This is a genomic window from Flavobacterium sp., assembly GCF_041911335.1.
Taxonomy (GTDB): Bacteria; Bacteroidota; Bacteroidia; order Flavobacteriales; family Flavobacteriaceae; genus Flavobacterium.
Genome location: NZ_JAYRPD010000045.1, coordinates 98,561 through 115,617, shown reverse-complemented (window position 1 = coordinate 115,617; position 17,057 = coordinate 98,561). Strand labels below are relative to the sequence as shown.

17 protein-coding genes are annotated in these 17,057 nt (G+C 31.8%); 2 read left to right on the top strand and 15 right to left on the bottom strand.

The window, feature by feature from the left end; genetic code table 11:
- Window positions 1-121: 121 nt before the first annotated feature.
- The 13 genes from ACE3PD_RS07500 to ACE3PD_RS07440 all read right to left on the bottom strand — a co-directional run bounded on the left by ACE3PD_RS07500 (window position 122) and on the right by ACE3PD_RS07440 (window position 13,392).
- Entirely contained in the window at window positions 122-1,009 is an 888-nt protein-coding gene (locus ACE3PD_RS07500; RefSeq protein ID WP_374401093.1) for an ATP-grasp domain-containing protein, read from the bottom strand.
- Window positions 1,010-1,163: 154 nt separating this feature from the next.
- Window positions 1,164-2,165 (bottom strand): glycosyltransferase family 2 protein, encoded by a 1,002-nt coding sequence (locus tag ACE3PD_RS07495; RefSeq protein ID WP_374401091.1) that lies wholly within the window; start codon window positions 2,163-2,165, stop codon window positions 1,164-1,166.
- Between the two features lie 2 nt (window positions 2,166-2,167).
- The gene (locus ACE3PD_RS07490; RefSeq protein WP_374401089.1) at window positions 2,168-2,836 is read right to left on the bottom strand and encodes a GIN domain-containing protein; all 669 of its coding nucleotides are present in this window, start codon (window positions 2,834-2,836) and stop codon (window positions 2,168-2,170) included.
- Window positions 2,837-2,939: 103 nt separating this feature from the next.
- Entirely contained in the window at window positions 2,940-4,040 is a 1,101-nt protein-coding gene (locus ACE3PD_RS07485) for an acyloxyacyl hydrolase (protein WP_374401087.1), read from the bottom strand.
- Window positions 4,040-4,918 carry a dTDP-4-dehydrorhamnose reductase gene (gene rfbD, locus ACE3PD_RS07480; protein ID WP_374401085.1) on the bottom strand — a complete coding sequence of 293 codons (879 nt, stop codon included), beginning with the start codon at window positions 4,916-4,918 and terminating at the stop codon, window positions 4,040-4,042. The genes ACE3PD_RS07485 and rfbD overlap by 1 nt, the downstream gene beginning before the upstream one ends.
- The gene (gene rfbC, locus ACE3PD_RS07475; RefSeq protein WP_374401083.1) at window positions 4,912-5,463 is read right to left on the bottom strand and encodes a dTDP-4-dehydrorhamnose 3,5-epimerase; all 552 of its coding nucleotides are present in this window, start codon (window positions 5,461-5,463) and stop codon (window positions 4,912-4,914) included. The genes rfbD and rfbC overlap by 7 nt, the downstream gene beginning before the upstream one ends.
- 85 nt (window positions 5,464-5,548) lie before the next feature.
- Window positions 5,549-6,406, bottom strand: a complete 858-nt coding sequence (gene rfbA, locus ACE3PD_RS07470) for a glucose-1-phosphate thymidylyltransferase RfbA (RefSeq protein ID WP_374401081.1) — start codon at window positions 6,404-6,406, stop codon at window positions 5,549-5,551.
- Between the two features lie 83 nt (window positions 6,407-6,489).
- Window positions 6,490-7,506, bottom strand: coding sequence for a dTDP-glucose 4,6-dehydratase (gene rfbB / locus ACE3PD_RS07465; RefSeq protein ID WP_374401079.1), 1,017 nt, complete (start codon window positions 7,504-7,506; stop codon window positions 6,490-6,492).
- On the bottom strand, window positions 7,506-8,459 hold the full coding sequence (locus ACE3PD_RS07460) for a hypothetical protein (protein WP_374401077.1): 954 nt from the start codon (window positions 8,457-8,459) through the stop codon (window positions 7,506-7,508). Before ACE3PD_RS07460 ends, rfbB begins: the two co-directional genes overlap by 1 nt.
- 6 nt (window positions 8,460-8,465) lie before the next feature.
- Window positions 8,466-10,157, bottom strand: coding sequence for a hypothetical protein (locus tag ACE3PD_RS07455; RefSeq protein ID WP_374401075.1), 1,692 nt, complete (start codon window positions 10,155-10,157; stop codon window positions 8,466-8,468).
- A gap of 43 nt (window positions 10,158-10,200) precedes the next feature.
- Entirely contained in the window at window positions 10,201-11,025 is an 825-nt protein-coding gene (locus ACE3PD_RS07450) for a carboxypeptidase-like regulatory domain-containing protein (RefSeq protein WP_374401073.1), read from the bottom strand.
- 2 nt (window positions 11,026-11,027) lie between these two features.
- Complete coding sequence (locus tag ACE3PD_RS07445; RefSeq protein ID WP_374401071.1) at window positions 11,028-12,518, bottom strand: GH3 auxin-responsive promoter family protein; 1,491 nt, start codon at window positions 12,516-12,518, stop codon at window positions 11,028-11,030.
- A 1-nt stretch (window position 12,519) separates the two neighbouring features.
- Complete coding sequence (locus tag ACE3PD_RS07440) at window positions 12,520-13,392, bottom strand: murein hydrolase activator EnvC (protein WP_374401069.1); 873 nt, start codon at window positions 13,390-13,392, stop codon at window positions 12,520-12,522.
- 129 nt (window positions 13,393-13,521) lie between these two features.
- Here ACE3PD_RS07440 and tatA point away from each other — a divergent pair, with 129 nt between their 5' ends.
- A complete protein-coding gene (gene tatA, locus ACE3PD_RS07435) occupies window positions 13,522-13,728 on the top strand; it encodes a twin-arginine translocase TatA/TatE family subunit (RefSeq protein WP_374401067.1) in 207 nt (68 codons plus the stop codon).
- A 76-nt stretch (window positions 13,729-13,804) separates the two neighbouring features.
- On the opposite strand, the gene ACE3PD_RS07430 is transcribed toward tatA, so the two are convergent.
- Window positions 13,805-15,931: a Tex family protein gene (locus ACE3PD_RS07430; RefSeq protein WP_374401065.1), complete on the bottom strand. Its 2,127-nt coding sequence runs from the start codon at window positions 15,929-15,931 to the stop codon at window positions 13,805-13,807.
- A 102-nt stretch (window positions 15,932-16,033) separates the two neighbouring features.
- Here ACE3PD_RS07430 and ACE3PD_RS07425 point away from each other — a divergent pair, with 102 nt between their 5' ends.
- Window positions 16,034-16,321, top strand: a complete 288-nt coding sequence (locus tag ACE3PD_RS07425) for a DUF1294 domain-containing protein (RefSeq protein ID WP_374401063.1) — start codon at window positions 16,034-16,036, stop codon at window positions 16,319-16,321.
- Between the two features lie 17 nt (window positions 16,322-16,338).
- On the opposite strand, the gene rpiB is transcribed toward ACE3PD_RS07425, so the two are convergent.
- Entirely contained in the window at window positions 16,339-16,770 is a 432-nt protein-coding gene (gene rpiB / locus ACE3PD_RS07420) for a ribose 5-phosphate isomerase B (RefSeq protein ID WP_374401061.1), read from the bottom strand.
- Window positions 16,771-17,057 lie beyond the last annotated feature (287 nt).

Sequence of the window (17,057 nt, the reverse complement as noted above, 5' to 3'; positions counted from 1 at the left end):
TTAAAGAAAATGGCTATTATAAACCGAAGAAATGAGTACCAAAAATCAAAATTAACAACTAATCAAAAAAATCTTTTATCTTTGAATTATTAACTAAATACTCTCTTAGCAAAAGTCCAATTTAGTTTGAAGACGTACAAAAATCATATCCTGTTGATAATTGTACTAGATGTGAGCCAATAAAATCTCCACCCATTCTTGCACCAACTTCGATTATATAAACTTCACCATTATCCGTAATTTTAAATTCTGAATGACTTGCCCCATGTTTAATTTCTAATGCATTTAAACATTTAATAACTTCAGTTTTAATTTTATCTTGTATTACAACATCTAATTTTGTAGGTTGATGATGTGCTAATTCTACAAAATGTGGTGCTCCAGTTGTTACTTTATCGGTAATTGCTAAAATAGTATGTTTTCCATTCCAAGAAATAATTTCTACACTAACTTCATTGCCTTCTATGAATTCTTCAATAATTGCTTTTTTGCAAAACGATTCATTTATTGCATAATTTACGGCTTCAACCAATTCGTTTTCAAATATAACTTTTGTTACCCCTCTACTGCCTGATCTGTCAACAGGTTTTGCAATCAGCGGAAAATTGAAACCATTTATATTTACATTGCTATTAGTTACTTCAATAAATTTAGGAATAGTACAACCCCCTTTTTTAAAAGCTTTTCTCATTTCACTTTTGTTTGTTGAAATAATTGAAGAGTTATAAGAATTTGAAATTAAATTCATTTTTTCAGCCACATAGCATATAGTTGGAACAGCCATATCGGTAGCTATTGATGTTATTCCGTCTATTTCGATTTCAATACATTTTTGTAAAATAGCTTCTTTTTCTAAAATTGAAATTGGATGAAAAAAATCAGCAACTTCTTTACATACTGCACCTTCTGACCAAGCAAAACAATGAGTTTCTATTCCCATTTTTTTTGCCCTTTCTACTAAAGGTAATTGTAAATAGCTAGCGCCAATAATCGCTAATTTCTTTTTCATATTTTATAATCTTTGTAATTAAATCTATAATTTTTTAAATATAGTTCTTTATCGTAAACAACACGGCAATTACAAAAACGAACAGAGGTGTTTCAAAATTTGTTATAATTGCTGTCATAAAAAACTAAACCGAGAAAATAAATGGATTAATAATTTAATTTAAACTCTTTATCCTATCGTTACCGCTTTCTTCATATAATGCTATATTTAATTTACTCTCTATAAAATCTAAATATATCTTTGAATTTGGACTATTTATATTCTTCCTAGAACTCAATTGCAATAACAAAACAACTAGTGTTACTGAAAACAATTGTAAAATAATGCCCAAAATAATCAACGTTAAACTTGATGCCCAACCAGGAATCGCATTGTTGGTAAATAATTTTTGGTATAAAATATACAAAACAGAAATAGTGCAAATGCCTATTCCATACAATGAATATCTAAGAATACGGATGGATAAAAAATCAAAATAAACCGATATAGAACTTAATCCGTAAACTATTAAACTATTAAAATTCATTTTAGAAACACCTTTGTAGCGTTTTCCTCTATCGAGCAATACTTTTTCAAAAGGAATTTTAGATTGGATAATTCCGCCCGAATAATGGTTCCAAATGTTATTTTGATGAACTACTTTTGAAAGTAATTTTTTTGGAATTACACTGAAATTTCCAAAACTTATCTTTTGTCCCGTTAGGAAATAGAATAAGTATTTATAAAAGAAATACCCTATTTTAAAAAATGTAGATTCTTGACGTTTTTTTCGTTGGGCGAAAATGATTTTCTTTTCTTGTTCTTGTTCCGCTTTGTTGATTAATTCTTTTATGTCTTGTGGTTTGTCTTCTCCGTCACTATCCATTACCACAACAAAATCATAATCGGATACTTCATTATAAATATATTGCAACCCAACAGCAATAGCTCTTTGATGCCCAATGTTTATTTTTAAATTTAAAACCGTAGCAGGTATATTCTTGTAATCGAAGTCTTCTGAAATATCTTCAGTAGAACCATCATTTACGGCTACTATAAAAAAATCGTAAGCGCTAAAATTTTGCTTTAAAAGACTTATCTCTTGAACCAAAACAGCAAAACTTTCCCAATCGTTATAAATGGGTGTTAAGCAATAGATGTTTTTCTTTTGATTCATATTTAATAAATTACTCTTCCTCTATATACCTCATCTACATTAACTATAGGAGGTACATTTTTTAAAACAACATTTCCTGTTGCAAAAATAGTTCCTTCTATTTTTTGAATTGGATATACAAACATATCGTTTGAACCTCTATGATATAATTTTATATTTTCAGCTCGTAAGTTTTCTCCATAAAAACGTCCATCTCCAAAGTAAAAATTTAATAACATTTCTGAACAATGTCCAGAAATATAAAAATTGGAAACATTATTACTTTCTACTACAAATTGACCATTATCCACATTAATATAAAAATCTCCTGTTCCTGCTCCATCACCATCATCACCTATTGCAAATAAACGAACAATTGGTGAGTGTAACACGCCGTCAGATTGTATTTTTTGTTCGGTTTTACAATGCAGTTCTAATTCTGGTATTAAAGGTAAAATAGTTCCATCTGGAATAGTTACATAAACCGTAGTTTGTCCGTAATCCCTAGCAATATTACAAGAAGAATTGTCTTTAATCACCAGCATATTTCCTTCTAGCTTAACATCTAAGTTGTCAATGATATTTTCTGATGTTTTTATTTTAACCTCATAATTAGGTCCTTCTTTAACAACCAACCCAACGCCATCGTATACTTTTATTTTAGAAAAACCTTCAAAAGGAAATGTTTGCATAATTTGATTGCCATTTCCTTTAAAACAATCTTCGGAAATACCACAGCTTGTTACCAAAATTAGGCAACACAAAGTAACTATATGTAAAATAAATTTTCTCATCTTATAATCGTACTCCTATTGTAGCTTCTATAGCTTCGGCTCTTCCGCCGTGGGTTTTTAATCCAACTCCTGTAAACAAGTTTTTGTAAAGATAATATTTTGCTCCTATTCTTTGATAAATATCAATTTCATAATCAAATGGTTTGTAAACGTAATAACCAAGTTGTGTTTCAATGGAAAGTTTATTAATAAATAATTCATGCCCAACAAACAATCCAACTCTTTTATAATCGGTATCAGAAGCAGCATATGATTCATGTCCAGGAGGAAAAGCCACAGAAACAAAATCAATATAATCTTTTAAGTATCTTGAAAAGAAAACATCGGTTCCTAATTGTAAAGCACTTTTTCTTCCAATTCGTTTATCAGCATATAAGCCAATGTGATAAAATTGACGTTGACCCAAATGCGGAACTGGTCCTTCTGAAATTCCAGTCCTAAAAGCAATATTGTATTTGATTCTTTCTTTGTAAGATGCTGATGGTGGTAGTGAATCAACTATAAATTCTTCTTTTTCGTTTGTTAGGTTATAATTTAAACCAACATTTAGTGCTACAGTATTGATTCCGCTATTTGGCGCTTTAAATCTACCGTTTGAAAAATGGGTTAACATAAAACCAGCTTGAAATCCTATTCGATTAAAAAGATTTTCTTTTTTATACTGCAACATAAAGTAAGTGTTATCCATTACTTTAGTTCCAAAAGCGTTGTTTTTATTGTTGGTTTCTTTATCATAAGGATTCGATGTCATACCAATTCCTTGTGAAATTCGAAACATTAAATTTCGATTAAAAAAATAAAAATTATAATGTAATCCTAAGGCCACATTATACCCTAGATATTGATTTTTAAAGTCTAAATAATGGAATGAAATTCCATAATCTGGATAATTATAAACTTGCTCCCATTCTTTTTTACCAAAAGTTTTCCAGTTATAGCTTACTAAAAATCCATCCGGATGACCTGAAATCAAATGCCCAACATCTTCCGTATGTTTTATAATATTTCCTCTAAAAAGTTGCACATCAAAATAACCTGATGACTTTTCTTGAGAAAAAGACAATGAAACGTAAAAACAGATAAAGAGTAGGGCTCTTTTCATTAATTCAAATGGTTTAAACTTACGGTTAAACTTTCTTTCCAATCTTTAATTTCAATAGCAAAAACCTTTTTAATTTTAGTTTTATCTAAAACACTATATGCAGGTCTTTTAGCTGGCGTAGGATAGGAATCTGTTGGAATAGGTTTCAAATCAATTTCTATTCCTTTTTGATGGAATATTGCTGCCGCAAAATCGTACCAAGAACAAACGCCTTCGTTTGAAAAATTATAGATCCCGAAAACTTCGTGTGACTCAGTCTGATAAGATGTAATTATTTTTAGTAAAACCTCAGCTAAATCAACAGCATTTGTAGGTGTTCCAATTTGGTCGTTTACAACAGATAAGTTATCTCGTTCCGAAGCCAAACGTAACATCGTTTTCATGAAATTATTTGCAAATTGAGAATACACCCATGAAGTTCTTATAATGAAATGTTTTTCCCAATTTTTTTGAACTGCTAATTCGCCATCCAACTTCGTTTGTCCGTAAACACTTTGTGGATTTGGAATATCCGTCTCTTTATATCCATTTGTCATACTGAGCGAAGTCGAAGTACCATCAAAAATAAAATCTGTAGAAATATGAACTAAAATAGTATTAAATTCCTTGCAAACCTTAGCTAAATTTTCAGGACCAACAGCATTAATTAAATGCGCTTTATCTGATTCACTTTCAGCCTTATCAACAGCGGTGTAAGCAGCTGTGTTGATACAAAATTGGGGTTTATATTTAGCAAAAACGGTAAGACAACTTTCAAAATTTGTAATATCAAGTTCTTGATAATCAGTGTAAATAAACTGAACATTTGGATATTGGTTAGCAATAAACTGAATAGATTGCCCTAATTGACCGTTGGCTCCTGTGACTAAAACTACCATACTTTTCTAGCATTTTCAAGATTAGGCAAAACTTGATCTTTTTCGGATATAATCAATTCATTTGTTGGAAAATTCCAATTTATATTAACCGTTTCATCATTAAAAATCAAACCACCTTCACTTTCTTTGTTGTAAAAATTATCGCATTTATAAAAGAAAGTTGCGGTTTCAGATAACACTAAAAAACCATGTGCAAAACCTCTTGGAACAAAAAACTGTTTTTGATTTTCACCCGAAAGTAACAACGCTTCATATTGCCCATAAGTTTCAGAATTGGGACGTAAATCCACAGCTACATCTAAAACTTCACCTTGTAACACACGAACTAACTTAGCTTGCGCATGTTCGCCACATTGGTAATGCAATCCTCTCAAAACACCTCGAGTTGAAAACGATTGATTGTCTTGAACAAAAGTCACTTTTTGACCTATTCCTTCTTGAAAAGTCTTTTCGTTAAAACTCTCCATGAAATAACCACGTTCGTCTTTAAATATTTTCGGTTCCAGGATAAAACATCCTTTAAGTTTGGTTTCTGTAAATGTCATATGCTACATAATGTGCCAATTTTCAATATGTCAATGAGTCTAATTTATTTTTATTAACATATTGTCACATTGACAAATTGACTAATTAAATAAGGCTCATTAAATGTTTTCCGTAACCACTCTTTAATAATGGTTCTGCTAATGCTTTTAACTGATTGGCATCAATGAAACCCATTTTATAGGCAGCTTCTTCAATAGCGCCAATTTTTAATCCTTGACGTTCTTCAATAACTTCAACAAATTGTCCAGCTTGCATTAACGATTGGAAGGTTCCTGTATCTAACCAAGCGGTTCCTCTATCTAAAATACTCACTTGCAGTTTGCCGCGCTTCAAATATTCCTTATTTACATCGGTAATTTCTAATTCACCTCTGTGACTTGGTTTGATATTTGCTGCGATTTCTATAACATCATTATCATAGAAATAAATTCCTGGAACAGCATAGTTCGATTTTGGATGAGCTGGTTTTTCTTCAATAGACAATACCTTTCCAGCTGCATCAAAATCAACTACACCATAACGCTCTGGATCATGAACATGATAAGCGTAAATGATTCCACCATTTGGATTACTATTCGCTTGAAGTAACTCGGCCAAACCGGTTCCGTAGAAAATATTATCGCCTAAAATTAGAGCTACTTTGTCGTTACCAACGAATTCTTTTCCAATAATAAAAGCTTCCGCTAATCCGTTTGGGTGTTCTTGAACGGCGTATTCAAATCGGCAGCCTAATTTACTTCCATCGCCTAATAATTGACGAAATAAAGGTAAATCATGAGGTGTCGAAATAATCAAAATTTCTCTAATTCCAGCCCACATTAATGTTGATAACGGATAATAAATCATCGGTTTATCATAAATAGGCATCAATTGTTTACTCACCGCTAATGTTAACGGATGTAAACGAGTGCCTGAACCTCCAGCTAATATAATTCCTTTCATTTCTATTATAGATAAGCAGGTTGATACTTCTTAGATATCCCGTACATATCCCGTACATATCCCATATAAACCTTATATATTATTTATTTGTTTTTAAACTTTTCTAAATACCAACGAACAGTTTTTACAATTCCAGTTTCAAAATTTTCATCGGCTTTCCAACCTAACTCTGTTTCTATTTTAGTGGCATCAATGGCATAACGTAAATCATGACCTGGTCTATCTTTCACAAACGTAATTTGGTCTTGATATCTTCCTTCTGATTTTGGTTGAATTTCATTCAGAATATTACAAACAGTATCAACAATGTATAAATTATTGCGTTCGTTTCTACCGCCAATATTATACGTTTCACCCGATTTTCCATTTTTGAAAGCCAATTCAATTCCTTTACAATGGTCTAAAACATATAACCAATCGCGAACATTTTTTCCATCTCCATAAATTGGAATATTTTCTCCTTGTATTGCTTTACGAATAATAGTTGGAATTAACTTTTCATCGTGTTGTTTAGGTCCGTAATTATTAGAACAATTGGTCGTTACCACATTCATTCCATAGGTATGAAAATAACTTCTTACAATCATATCTGAACCTGCCTTTGATGCCGAATAGGGACTATTTGGAGCATAAGGAGTCGTTTCTTCAAATAATCCAGTTTCGCCTAATGTTCCGTAAACCTCATCCGTAGAAACATGATGAAAACGCGAATTTTCAAATCCAGCATTGTATTGATTAGGAGCCGACATCCAAAGTTTTCTTGCAGTATCTAATAAATTAAACGTTCCTAAAACATTGGTTTTAATAAAGGCTTCTGGACCCGAAATCGAATTATCAACATGACTTTCTGCGGCAAAGTGAATAACGTCATGAAATCGGTATTTTTGAAATAATTCTTCAATAAAATTTCGATCACAAATATCGCCTTGAACAAAAGTATATCGAGAATGATTTTCAACTTCTTTTACATTTTCTAAATTTCCAGCATACGTAAGTAAATCCAAATTTACTAAATGATAATCTGAATTGTTCTCGATAAAATAAGGAACAAAATTAGCACCGATAAAACCCGCTCCTCCTGTTATTAAAATATATTTCATTATTGTTTTACTCTTGCTAATTGTTTTTTAAATGAATTGTTTAAAACATAAAATAACATGTATAAAAATACTAAAAGTAAAGGAAATATAATCTTATTATTCAAAAACAATGGTTTATAATTACGAATATTAATTACACTACTTTCCTCTTTGATTATTTTATCAAAAATATTTTCATTAGTTAATAAATATTGTTTTTCTTGTATTAATTTATCCTTCTTTTCAACTAATTCTGGAATACTGTTTTTTTCGGAAATTGAAATTGTTCCTGAAGAATTATTTGAAGACAATAAAACTATTAGTTTATCTATTTGATGGATTAAAGAGTCGTTTAAAACAATCTTATCAGCGAGATTCTTTTGATATACTTTTTGTTGAATCTCAAAATATTGATTTGAATTTAAATAGTTCAAAATAGGAATTATAAAATCCTCTCTTTTAAACATTCCTTTTGTCTGAATTGATATTTTATGATGATAATAGTTTCTACTGGTAATATCACTTTTCATGATTTTATCAATATCGCCATCTTCTGCCATCAACTTAATTAATTCAAAATTATTTTGTTGATCCTTGTTATTAACAAAATTATAAATAGCTGGATATGCTTTAACATCAACTTCTACAATATCTTCAAAATTTTTTATACCTATTTCTTTAAAGAAAGCAGCATCCTTTTCTCTTAACTTGGTATTAATTTGTCCAATTTTTGCATACAAATACTCATTACTTCCAAAATTAGGAATAACCGAAATTTCATGGTTATAAATTTTGGGATCTAACACAAAAGCTGCAACAACCCCGATAACAAATAAACTTCCAATAATTACAATCTTCTTTTTCACAAAGAATATAAAATCGAAAATGGAATTCACTATTCCATTGAAAAAGTTCTTAATTCCGGTTCCGATTTGTCCTAAATCGATTTCTTGATCTTGAGAATTTGTACTCATTAATTCTTATTTTACGTTAAAGATTTGTTCTAATATTTTAATTGTAATTAAATACGTTGGTTTTACTCCAGTGGTTCCTAATCCTCCTGATGCTAATGTACTTCCCGTTTCTAATGGGTTATCCGATGCATAATAAGCATAACGAACTTTTACATTAGGATTGATACTTTTTCTAATTTTAGAAGCCGATTGAATCGCTTTTTGATAATACGCTCCTTCCATCTCTAAACCAATTGCTTGCCAAGTTGATTCATGGAAAAATTTCAATAAATCTCTGTTTTGAAGCGACGTTCCTAAAACCGTAATCATAGGTCCAGCAAAAACCGGAATGCCATTACCTTCAAACATTTCTTTGGTTAACTCGTTATCAAACGGATAATTATCAGCTGTTCCTTCGTTCACATGAGCGCATGGAATCATAATATCACCTTTTCCTCCTTCTAAAATTCCAGCTTTTCCCATAATAGAAACCGATTCTACATTTAAGAAAATTTTATTTTTCTTTTCTGCTTTGTAAGGTTTCAATAATTCATCAATGGTTTCGAAGGCCTGTTCCCCAAATGCGTAATCCATTACAATGATAACCGGCTTTTCTTTAGCTAATTTAGCTTCAGCAAAAATAGTTTTCTTGAAATCAATTTTAGCCGTATCAAAAATTTGAACATCGATATTGGTTCCAGATGCATCTGGCAACGAAATCATTCCTTGTTGTAACGCAACTTCTTCTACTTTCTTGCGCAACTCTTTATTTGCCGAACTACTTAAATCTTCAAATATCTGAAATTCAGGTGTGTTTTTGTATTTTTTTCCTAAAACAGGTTCTGCAAAAATAGAATTCATTACACTGTGCATATTAGCACTAATGATGTGAATTGGTCTATCAATTAAATCGTTTTTAAGTAAAACTTCTTTAATCGTGGTAGCCCAAATATCGCCATAAATATGATGACCTAATCTTTCTCGTAAAATTGGACTAAATGTAATCGTTCTTTTGTTATTATCGACTACTTCTTCGATAGCTAATTTTCCTAACCAATACACAACGTGTAAGAATCTATCTGGAGCTTCGGCTGTAGCAAAATCATCGTAAATATCTTGAACTTCGGCAAAAGTTCTTCCTAAAACGTTAGCTGCGTGAGAAATAGCTTTTTCACGCTCCACTAAAGGTAGTTTTTTAGTTTGTTTTACCGCTACTTCTAATTTTTGCCAATCGCGAGAAACTGCTCCTTCATCATCAATTAAAACTCTATCTTTAATTTTGTGTGATTCGATAAAAATAAAGGTCAAATGCGTTAAAATATCGTAAATATCCGAACGTCCACGTGTGATTTCCACATTCATTTGTTCGTCGTCGATACGGTAACAATTTCTTCTTCTTTTTGGAGGAACAATCGCTTTAAAATGCGAATTTGAATAGCCTTCATCTGAAGTTAAATTGATGTAACGGCATTCTTCGATTCCAATAGGTAAACGTTCAATTACGTATAAAAGTCCGTTTAATTCTACTTTTTCTTCGGCAATAGAACCGTAAATTTCTGGTCGAAGCGCTAATAAAGCTTCTCTTAAAGTTTCTCCTGAAACACCCATTGGTTTATAGAAACCTCTGTTAAATAAATGTCTCATGGTAATGTACAGTCGCTCAATAGCTGCTGAGGACTCTTGCGCTCTTGAGCGCGAAATGTTTTTAATGTCTTTCATTAATTTTTATATTTTCTAACCTACAAATGTAGTGTTTTTTATTTTAGTTCGATAAAATCAGGTTTATTGAAGGCTCATTTACACTGATTTTCTCAGAACTATTACCCGCTTGTTTGCTCCATTTTCCAAATGCATACGTATAAAAAAAGTCTCTATCTACATAATTATACAATACATAAGGTTGGTATTTGGTACCTGTTTTGTTACTTTCAATTAACAATTTTTCATAAGCCACAAACATTCCTTTTTCTGGGAAAACCAAATCAAATTGCGAAATATTAAAACGATGTTTGATAACCCCTTTTTTCAAGGTAACAATGTAATCTTTAGTTAACAATTCTTCGCCCGGAAATCCGTTTTCATCTACACTATAAAAGTGAAGTTTTATTGTCGCATCATCTATTCGACTATCAGTAAAAATAGTGACTTCCTTTATGAATTTAGTTTTATTATAAGAAGCCTGGTATGGAAAAAACTTAGCTTCTATTTTAGGTCCGTTATCAAACGATTGAAAAATTGCGTTTTTGATGTCGCCAATTTCAATTTGTTTCGACTGTTTTTTATTTAGAATTACGATTTCTCGTAAGTCATAAGTCATTGGTTTTAATTGAACTACTGAAATTTCACTTCCTTTCAATGTTTTTCTTTCATAACCTAAAACCGAAATCACAATGTTTTTTTGTTTTGAAGCTTCTAAGAAAAACGTTCCGTCAGCTTCCGAAGTAGTTCCAACCGTTTCATTCTCCACCCAAATGTTCACATAGGGAATGGGTTCGCCAGAAATACTGTCTTTGACCACGCCACGGATTTGTGAAAACGCAAATTGGGAAACAATCAAAAAAATCCAAATCAGTCTTTTCTCTTTCATCTTTATTCTTTTATCTCAAAAAACTGAGCAATTTTTCTATCGTTACTTAATCTTGGTAATTTATTTTGTCCACCTAATTTCCCAATGGATTTCATGTATTCTTGGAAACCGTTTTTTGGAACTTTTGTTATGACTAATGTTCGCAGCACATTCCCAACAATCAAATCGTCGTAATACACATTTTGTTTGCGCATGGCAGCATCGATTTTTAAAGCAAACTCTTCTAAATTGGTTGGTTCATTTTCAAATTCAATGAACCATTCATGATAAGGCAAACCCTCGGTTGGTGTGATTTGTGGCGCGACTGTGAATTCGTTCACTCGAACATCTGTTCCTTCCATTGCTTCTTTTAGTGCTGATTCCACTTCTTTTCCAATAACGTGTTCTCCAAAAGCAGAAATATAATGTTTGATTCTTCCCGAAACGATTACTCGATAGGGTTTTAAACTCGTAAACTGAATCGTGTCACCAATGTTGTAAGCCCAAAGTCCAGCGTTGGTAGAAATAATTAAAACGTAATTAACGCCTAATTCCACTTCGCCAATGGTGTATCGTTTTGGATATTCAGTGAAAAATTCGTCTGCTTTAATGAATTCATAGAAAATTCCGGAATTCAATAGTAGTAACATACCTTTTTCCTTCTGAGAATCTTGGTAAGCAAAAAAGCCTTCAGAAGCTGGAAACAATTCAATAGAATCGACTTTTCTTCCGATTAAATTTTCGAATTTCGCTCTGTAAGGTTCATAATTCACGCCTCCGTAAATGAACAAATTGAATTTTTTAAAAATTTCGCCAACAGGCTTATTTGCTTTTTCTTGTAATTTCTCAAAATACATTTGCACCCAAGACGGAATTCCAGAAATCACCGTCATATTCTCCTTAATAGTTTCTTCTACAATGGCATTGACTTTAGTTTCCCAATCTTCGATGCAATTGGTTTCCCAACTCGGCATGCGGTTTTTTTGTAAATATTTCGGAACAAAATGCGCTACAATTCCGGATAATCTTCCGAGTTTGATTCCGTTTTTTTCTTCCAAAATCGGACTTCCTTGCAAGAAAATCATTTTACCTGAAACAAAATCAGCTTTTCCAGTTTCATTAATGTAACTTAAAATCGCATTTCGAGCCGCTTGAATATGAAACGGCATTGATTCTTTTGTCAACGGAATATATTTAGCACCCGAAGTAGTTCCAGAAGTTTTAGCAAAATAAAGCGGTTTTCCTTTCCAAAGTACATTTTCTTCACCTTTTACCACTTTATCTACATAATGTTTCAAACCTTCGTAATCGCGAACGGGAACTTTTCGAATAAAATCGGAATGGGATTTTATAGAACCAAAATCGTGGTCTTTTCCAAATTGCGTATGAGTCGCTTCTTTGATTAATTCTTCAAAAACCTTCTGTTGGGTTTCAATTGGATTAGTTACCCATTTTTGAGTTTTTACGTGAATTCTTTTGGCAAATAACTTGGCCGCAAAAGCTTTTACTGACATGTTAATTGAAATTGATAAATTGAGTTGGATCAATTGGGAAACCATCTTTCCATAATTCAAAATGTAAGGTTGCACCCGAATTTTGAACTGTATTTGCATTTCCAGCAAGAGCAATAACCTCTCCTGATTTCACAGTATTTCCTTGCTTTTTAGTTACCGAAGCCGCATTTTTATACACCGATAAAATATCATCCTTATGACGCACAATCACCACATATCCTGAACTTGGCGTCCAATCCGAAAAAATGATGGTTCCAGCTGCTACAGCTTTGATTGGTGTATTGTTGGTCAATGCAATGGTAACAGCTAAATGTTTATTTCCAACATTATATTTTTGTAAAATACTTCCTTGAGCTGGTGGAAACAATACAAAACTTACTTTAGGTTTTGAAGATTCAAAAACGTTGTATTTATCTTCTTTTATAACTTGTTCTCTAAGCTCTTTTTCTTTTTCGGTTGGAGCAAGTTCCGATAAATCAAGTTCTGCAGCATTTAAAGCTTTTATAGAATCTTTATTCAATTTTGCATATTCTAAATCGCCCGTGAGCACTTTTTTTATGGAAGCGATATAAGCATTATTAATCTTCACAGATTTTTCCAAAGAATCTGATTTTATAGCCATTTCCAAGGCTTCTTGTTTCAATTTTGAAGAAGCATAACCTGGAATGTATTCGCGCAATGGCGTAAAAGCAATAATATAAGTAGTAACAAAAATGATTAAAATAGCACCAACACTTGCCACTACAAAGACATTCATTAAATTTAATTTTAATGAAAAAGTTTCTTCAAAAGTATCTTCGTTAAGAATAACTAACCTTCTCTTATTGAATAATTTTCTTAATAAAAGTTGTCTTTTTAGCCTTTTATTAGCCATTTTTAAAACATATTAATTACACAAATATACTAAATACAACGGGTTTCTAATTTCGAATTGTATAATTAATCGTTAAAAAATAATCATTTGTTAATTTCTTTATATCTTTGTACTTTAAATTTTAGAAAAATGAATGCACTAGCTATATTTTTAGGAGTTGTTGGTCCAACACAAGTTATTCTTATAATCGCTATTATTGTTTTACTTTTTGGTGGTAAAAAAATTCCAGAATTAATGAAAGGAATTGGAACTGGTATCAAAGAGTTCAAAAAAGCAGCCAATGACGACCAACCTGCTAATTCTAAAAAAGAAGAAGAAACAAAAGAAAAAGAATAGTTTTTCTTTTCAATATTTAAAATCCCAAATTCCAACTTTTATTAGTTAGAGTTTGGGATTTTATCTTTTTACTCGATTACAATATCATCGTCAACTGAATTCGCTTTCTTGCTTCGTCAACCTCAACAACTTTTACTTGTACATGTTGGTGCATTTTTACCACTTCATTTACATCCGAAACATAACCTTCTTTCAATTGCGAAATATGTACTAAACCACTTTCTTTGATTCCTAAATCTACAAAACATCCAAAAGCGGTAATGTTATTCACAATTCCGGGTAAAATCATGCCGGTTTTTAAATCAGAAATAGAGCGAACATTTGGATCGAATTCGAAAATTTTTGCGGCTTTTCTTGGATCCAACCCTGGTTTTTCTAACTCTTTTAGAATGTCTTTCAACGTTAAAATTCCGATTTCTGCCGTGATGTAATTTTCAGGTTTTATTTGAGCAATTTTTTCTTTATTGGCGATTAATTCATTGGTTTTTATACCCAAATCTATAGCCATTTTTTCCACAATAGGATACGCTTCCGGATGTACTGCCGAATTATCCAAAGGGTTTTTCCCATCGCGAATTCTAATGAAAGCTGCGGCTTGTTGGTAAGCTTTTTCTCCTAAACGCGGTACTTTTTTCAGTTGTTTTCTATCTTCAAAAGGTCCGTTTTCGGAACGATAAGCTACGATATTTTCCGCCATTTTTTCACCAATTCCTGAAACGTAACTCAACAACGATTTACTAGCAGTGTTGATGTTAATTCCAACTGAATTCACACAACTCATTACTGTGCTATCTAAAGCCGATTGCAATTTAGTTTGATCCACATCGTGCTGGTATTGTCCAACACCAATAGATTTTGGGTCAATTTTTACCAATTCCGCTAATGGGTCAGAAAGTCGTCTTCCAATCGAAACCGAGCCACGAACGGTTACGTCATAATTTGGAAATTCCTCGCGGGCAATTTTACTCGCAGAATATACCGATGCGCCGGCTTCCGATACTACAAAAACTTGAACGGGTTTATCAAAAGCGATTTTTTTAATGAAAAATTCGGTTTCACGAGAAGCGGTTCCGTTTCCAATAGAAATCGCTTCAATATTATACGCATTCATCATAGAACGAATTTTTTTCATCGCCATTGCGGTGTCGTTTTGTGGTGCATGTGGATAAATGGTTTCGTTGTTTAACAAATCGCCTTTTTCATCCAAACAAACCACTTTACAACCCGTTCTATATCCTGGGTCGATGGCTAAAATTCGTTTTTCACCTAAAGGCGGTGCTAACAACAACTGGCGTAAATTTTCCGAAAACACATCAATCGCTTTTATATCGGCTTTGGCTTTCGCTTCTTGTAAGGTTTCGTTTGAAATAGTAGGTTCTAACAAGCGTTTGTAACTATCTTTAATGGCTAATTCTAAATGTTCGGTTGCATCCGAATTTTTATTTTTGATGATATTTTCTTCAATGAAATCTAAAGCTTCTTCTTTTTCAACAGCGACATTTAACTTCACAAAACCTTCAGCTTCGGCACGTAACATGGCTAATAAACGATGTGATGGTGCTTTTGAAATCGGTTCCGCCCAATCAAAATATTGGGAGAATTTTTGAGCTCCTTCGTCGTCTTTTTTGGTTTTAACGACTTTGGTTGTGATTTCGGCTTTTCGTTGGAACAAGCGACGTAAATTTTTACGAATAAAGATATTTTCATTAATCCATTCAGCAATAATATCGCGAGCGCCTTGTAAAGCTTCGTCTTCGTTTTTAACGTTTGTATTCAAATATTTCGAGGCTAAAAACTCAATATCATCATTTTTTTGGCTCATGATAATTTTTGCCAATGGTTCTAATCCGTTTTCACGAGCCACATCAGCTTTGGTTTTCTTTTTCTTTTTGTAGGGTAAATAGAAATCTTCCAATTCTTGTAAATCGAAACTATTTTCAATTTTGGATTTCAATTCTGGAGAAAGTGCGTTTTGCTCTTCAATCGATTTTAAAATACTTTCTTTTCGCTTGATGATTTCATCAAATTGCTTGTTTAGTTTCGAAATGGCTTCGATTTGCACCTCATCTAAATTTCCGGTTTGGTCTTTTCGGTAACGCGAAATAAAAGGAATCGTACAATCTTCTGAAAGTAATTTTATAGTAGTTTCAATGCTTTTTAGAGCAATGTTGGTTTGGTTTTGAATGAATTGAATATAGGTCATTGTAATTTTATTTAACGCAAAGATGCAAAGGTTTTCGCAAAGTTTACAAAGTATTTAATTGATCGTTAATTCAATTTTTTTAATTTTAGAAAAATATATTAAATGAACGAAACCTTAACATATCTTTATATAGTTATTAATAGTCTAACTTTTTTGATTTTTGGATACGATAAATGGTTAGCTAAAAATAATAAGCGTAGAATTTCTGAACAAAATTTGTTTTTAATTTCGCTGTTTTTTGGAAGCGTTGGAGGAATATTTGGAATGTTTATTTTTCGTCACAAAATTTCGAAATGGTCATTTTTGTGGAAATTCATTCTAATAATTATATTTCAAATTATCTTTTTTATTTTTTTAAACCAACAAGATTTTAGAAACCTTGTAGGCTAATTTTATCTTTTAAAATATTATTTACAAGCGATTTTTTTCACACGATTACCGTGTCTTCCGCCTTCAAAAGAAGTATTTAAAAACGTATCTACCATTTCAATAGCTTGCTGAATAGAAGTATAACGAGCTGGAATACTAATAATGTTAGCATCATTATGTTGACGTGCTAAAGCAGCGATTTCTTTTGTCCAACATAAAGCAGCACGAATATCTTGATGTTTGTTAGCAGTCATAGCAATTCCGTTTCCTGAACCACAAATTACGATTCCTAAATCAGCTTTTTTACTTTCTACATCGTAGGCTACTGGGTGACCAAAATCAGGATAATCAACACTATCAAAAGTATCAGTTCCATGGTTATAAACCGTATATCCTTTTTCTTCTAAGAATTCAACAATAGCTTTTTTATAATCTGGACCAGCGTGGTCGTTTCCAATTGAAATTTTCATAAGTTGTTGTGTGTTTTGTATATGCAAAAATACTAAAGATTAAGGAGTATTAATAATATGATTCGGATTTTGATATTTTTTTAACCAAATCATTTAAAACCAATGAATTATGTAATAAAGTGAACTAAAAATTACACATTGTTAATTTCTTTACGTAAATCCTTGATAATCAGTTAACCTTAATTTAACAATAATTGTTAACAACTTTGGATAGAAAATAAGAAGTTTTTTTTGGATGTTGATTAAAAAATTGTAATCCAAAACCACAATCAAAATTCCTAATTTAG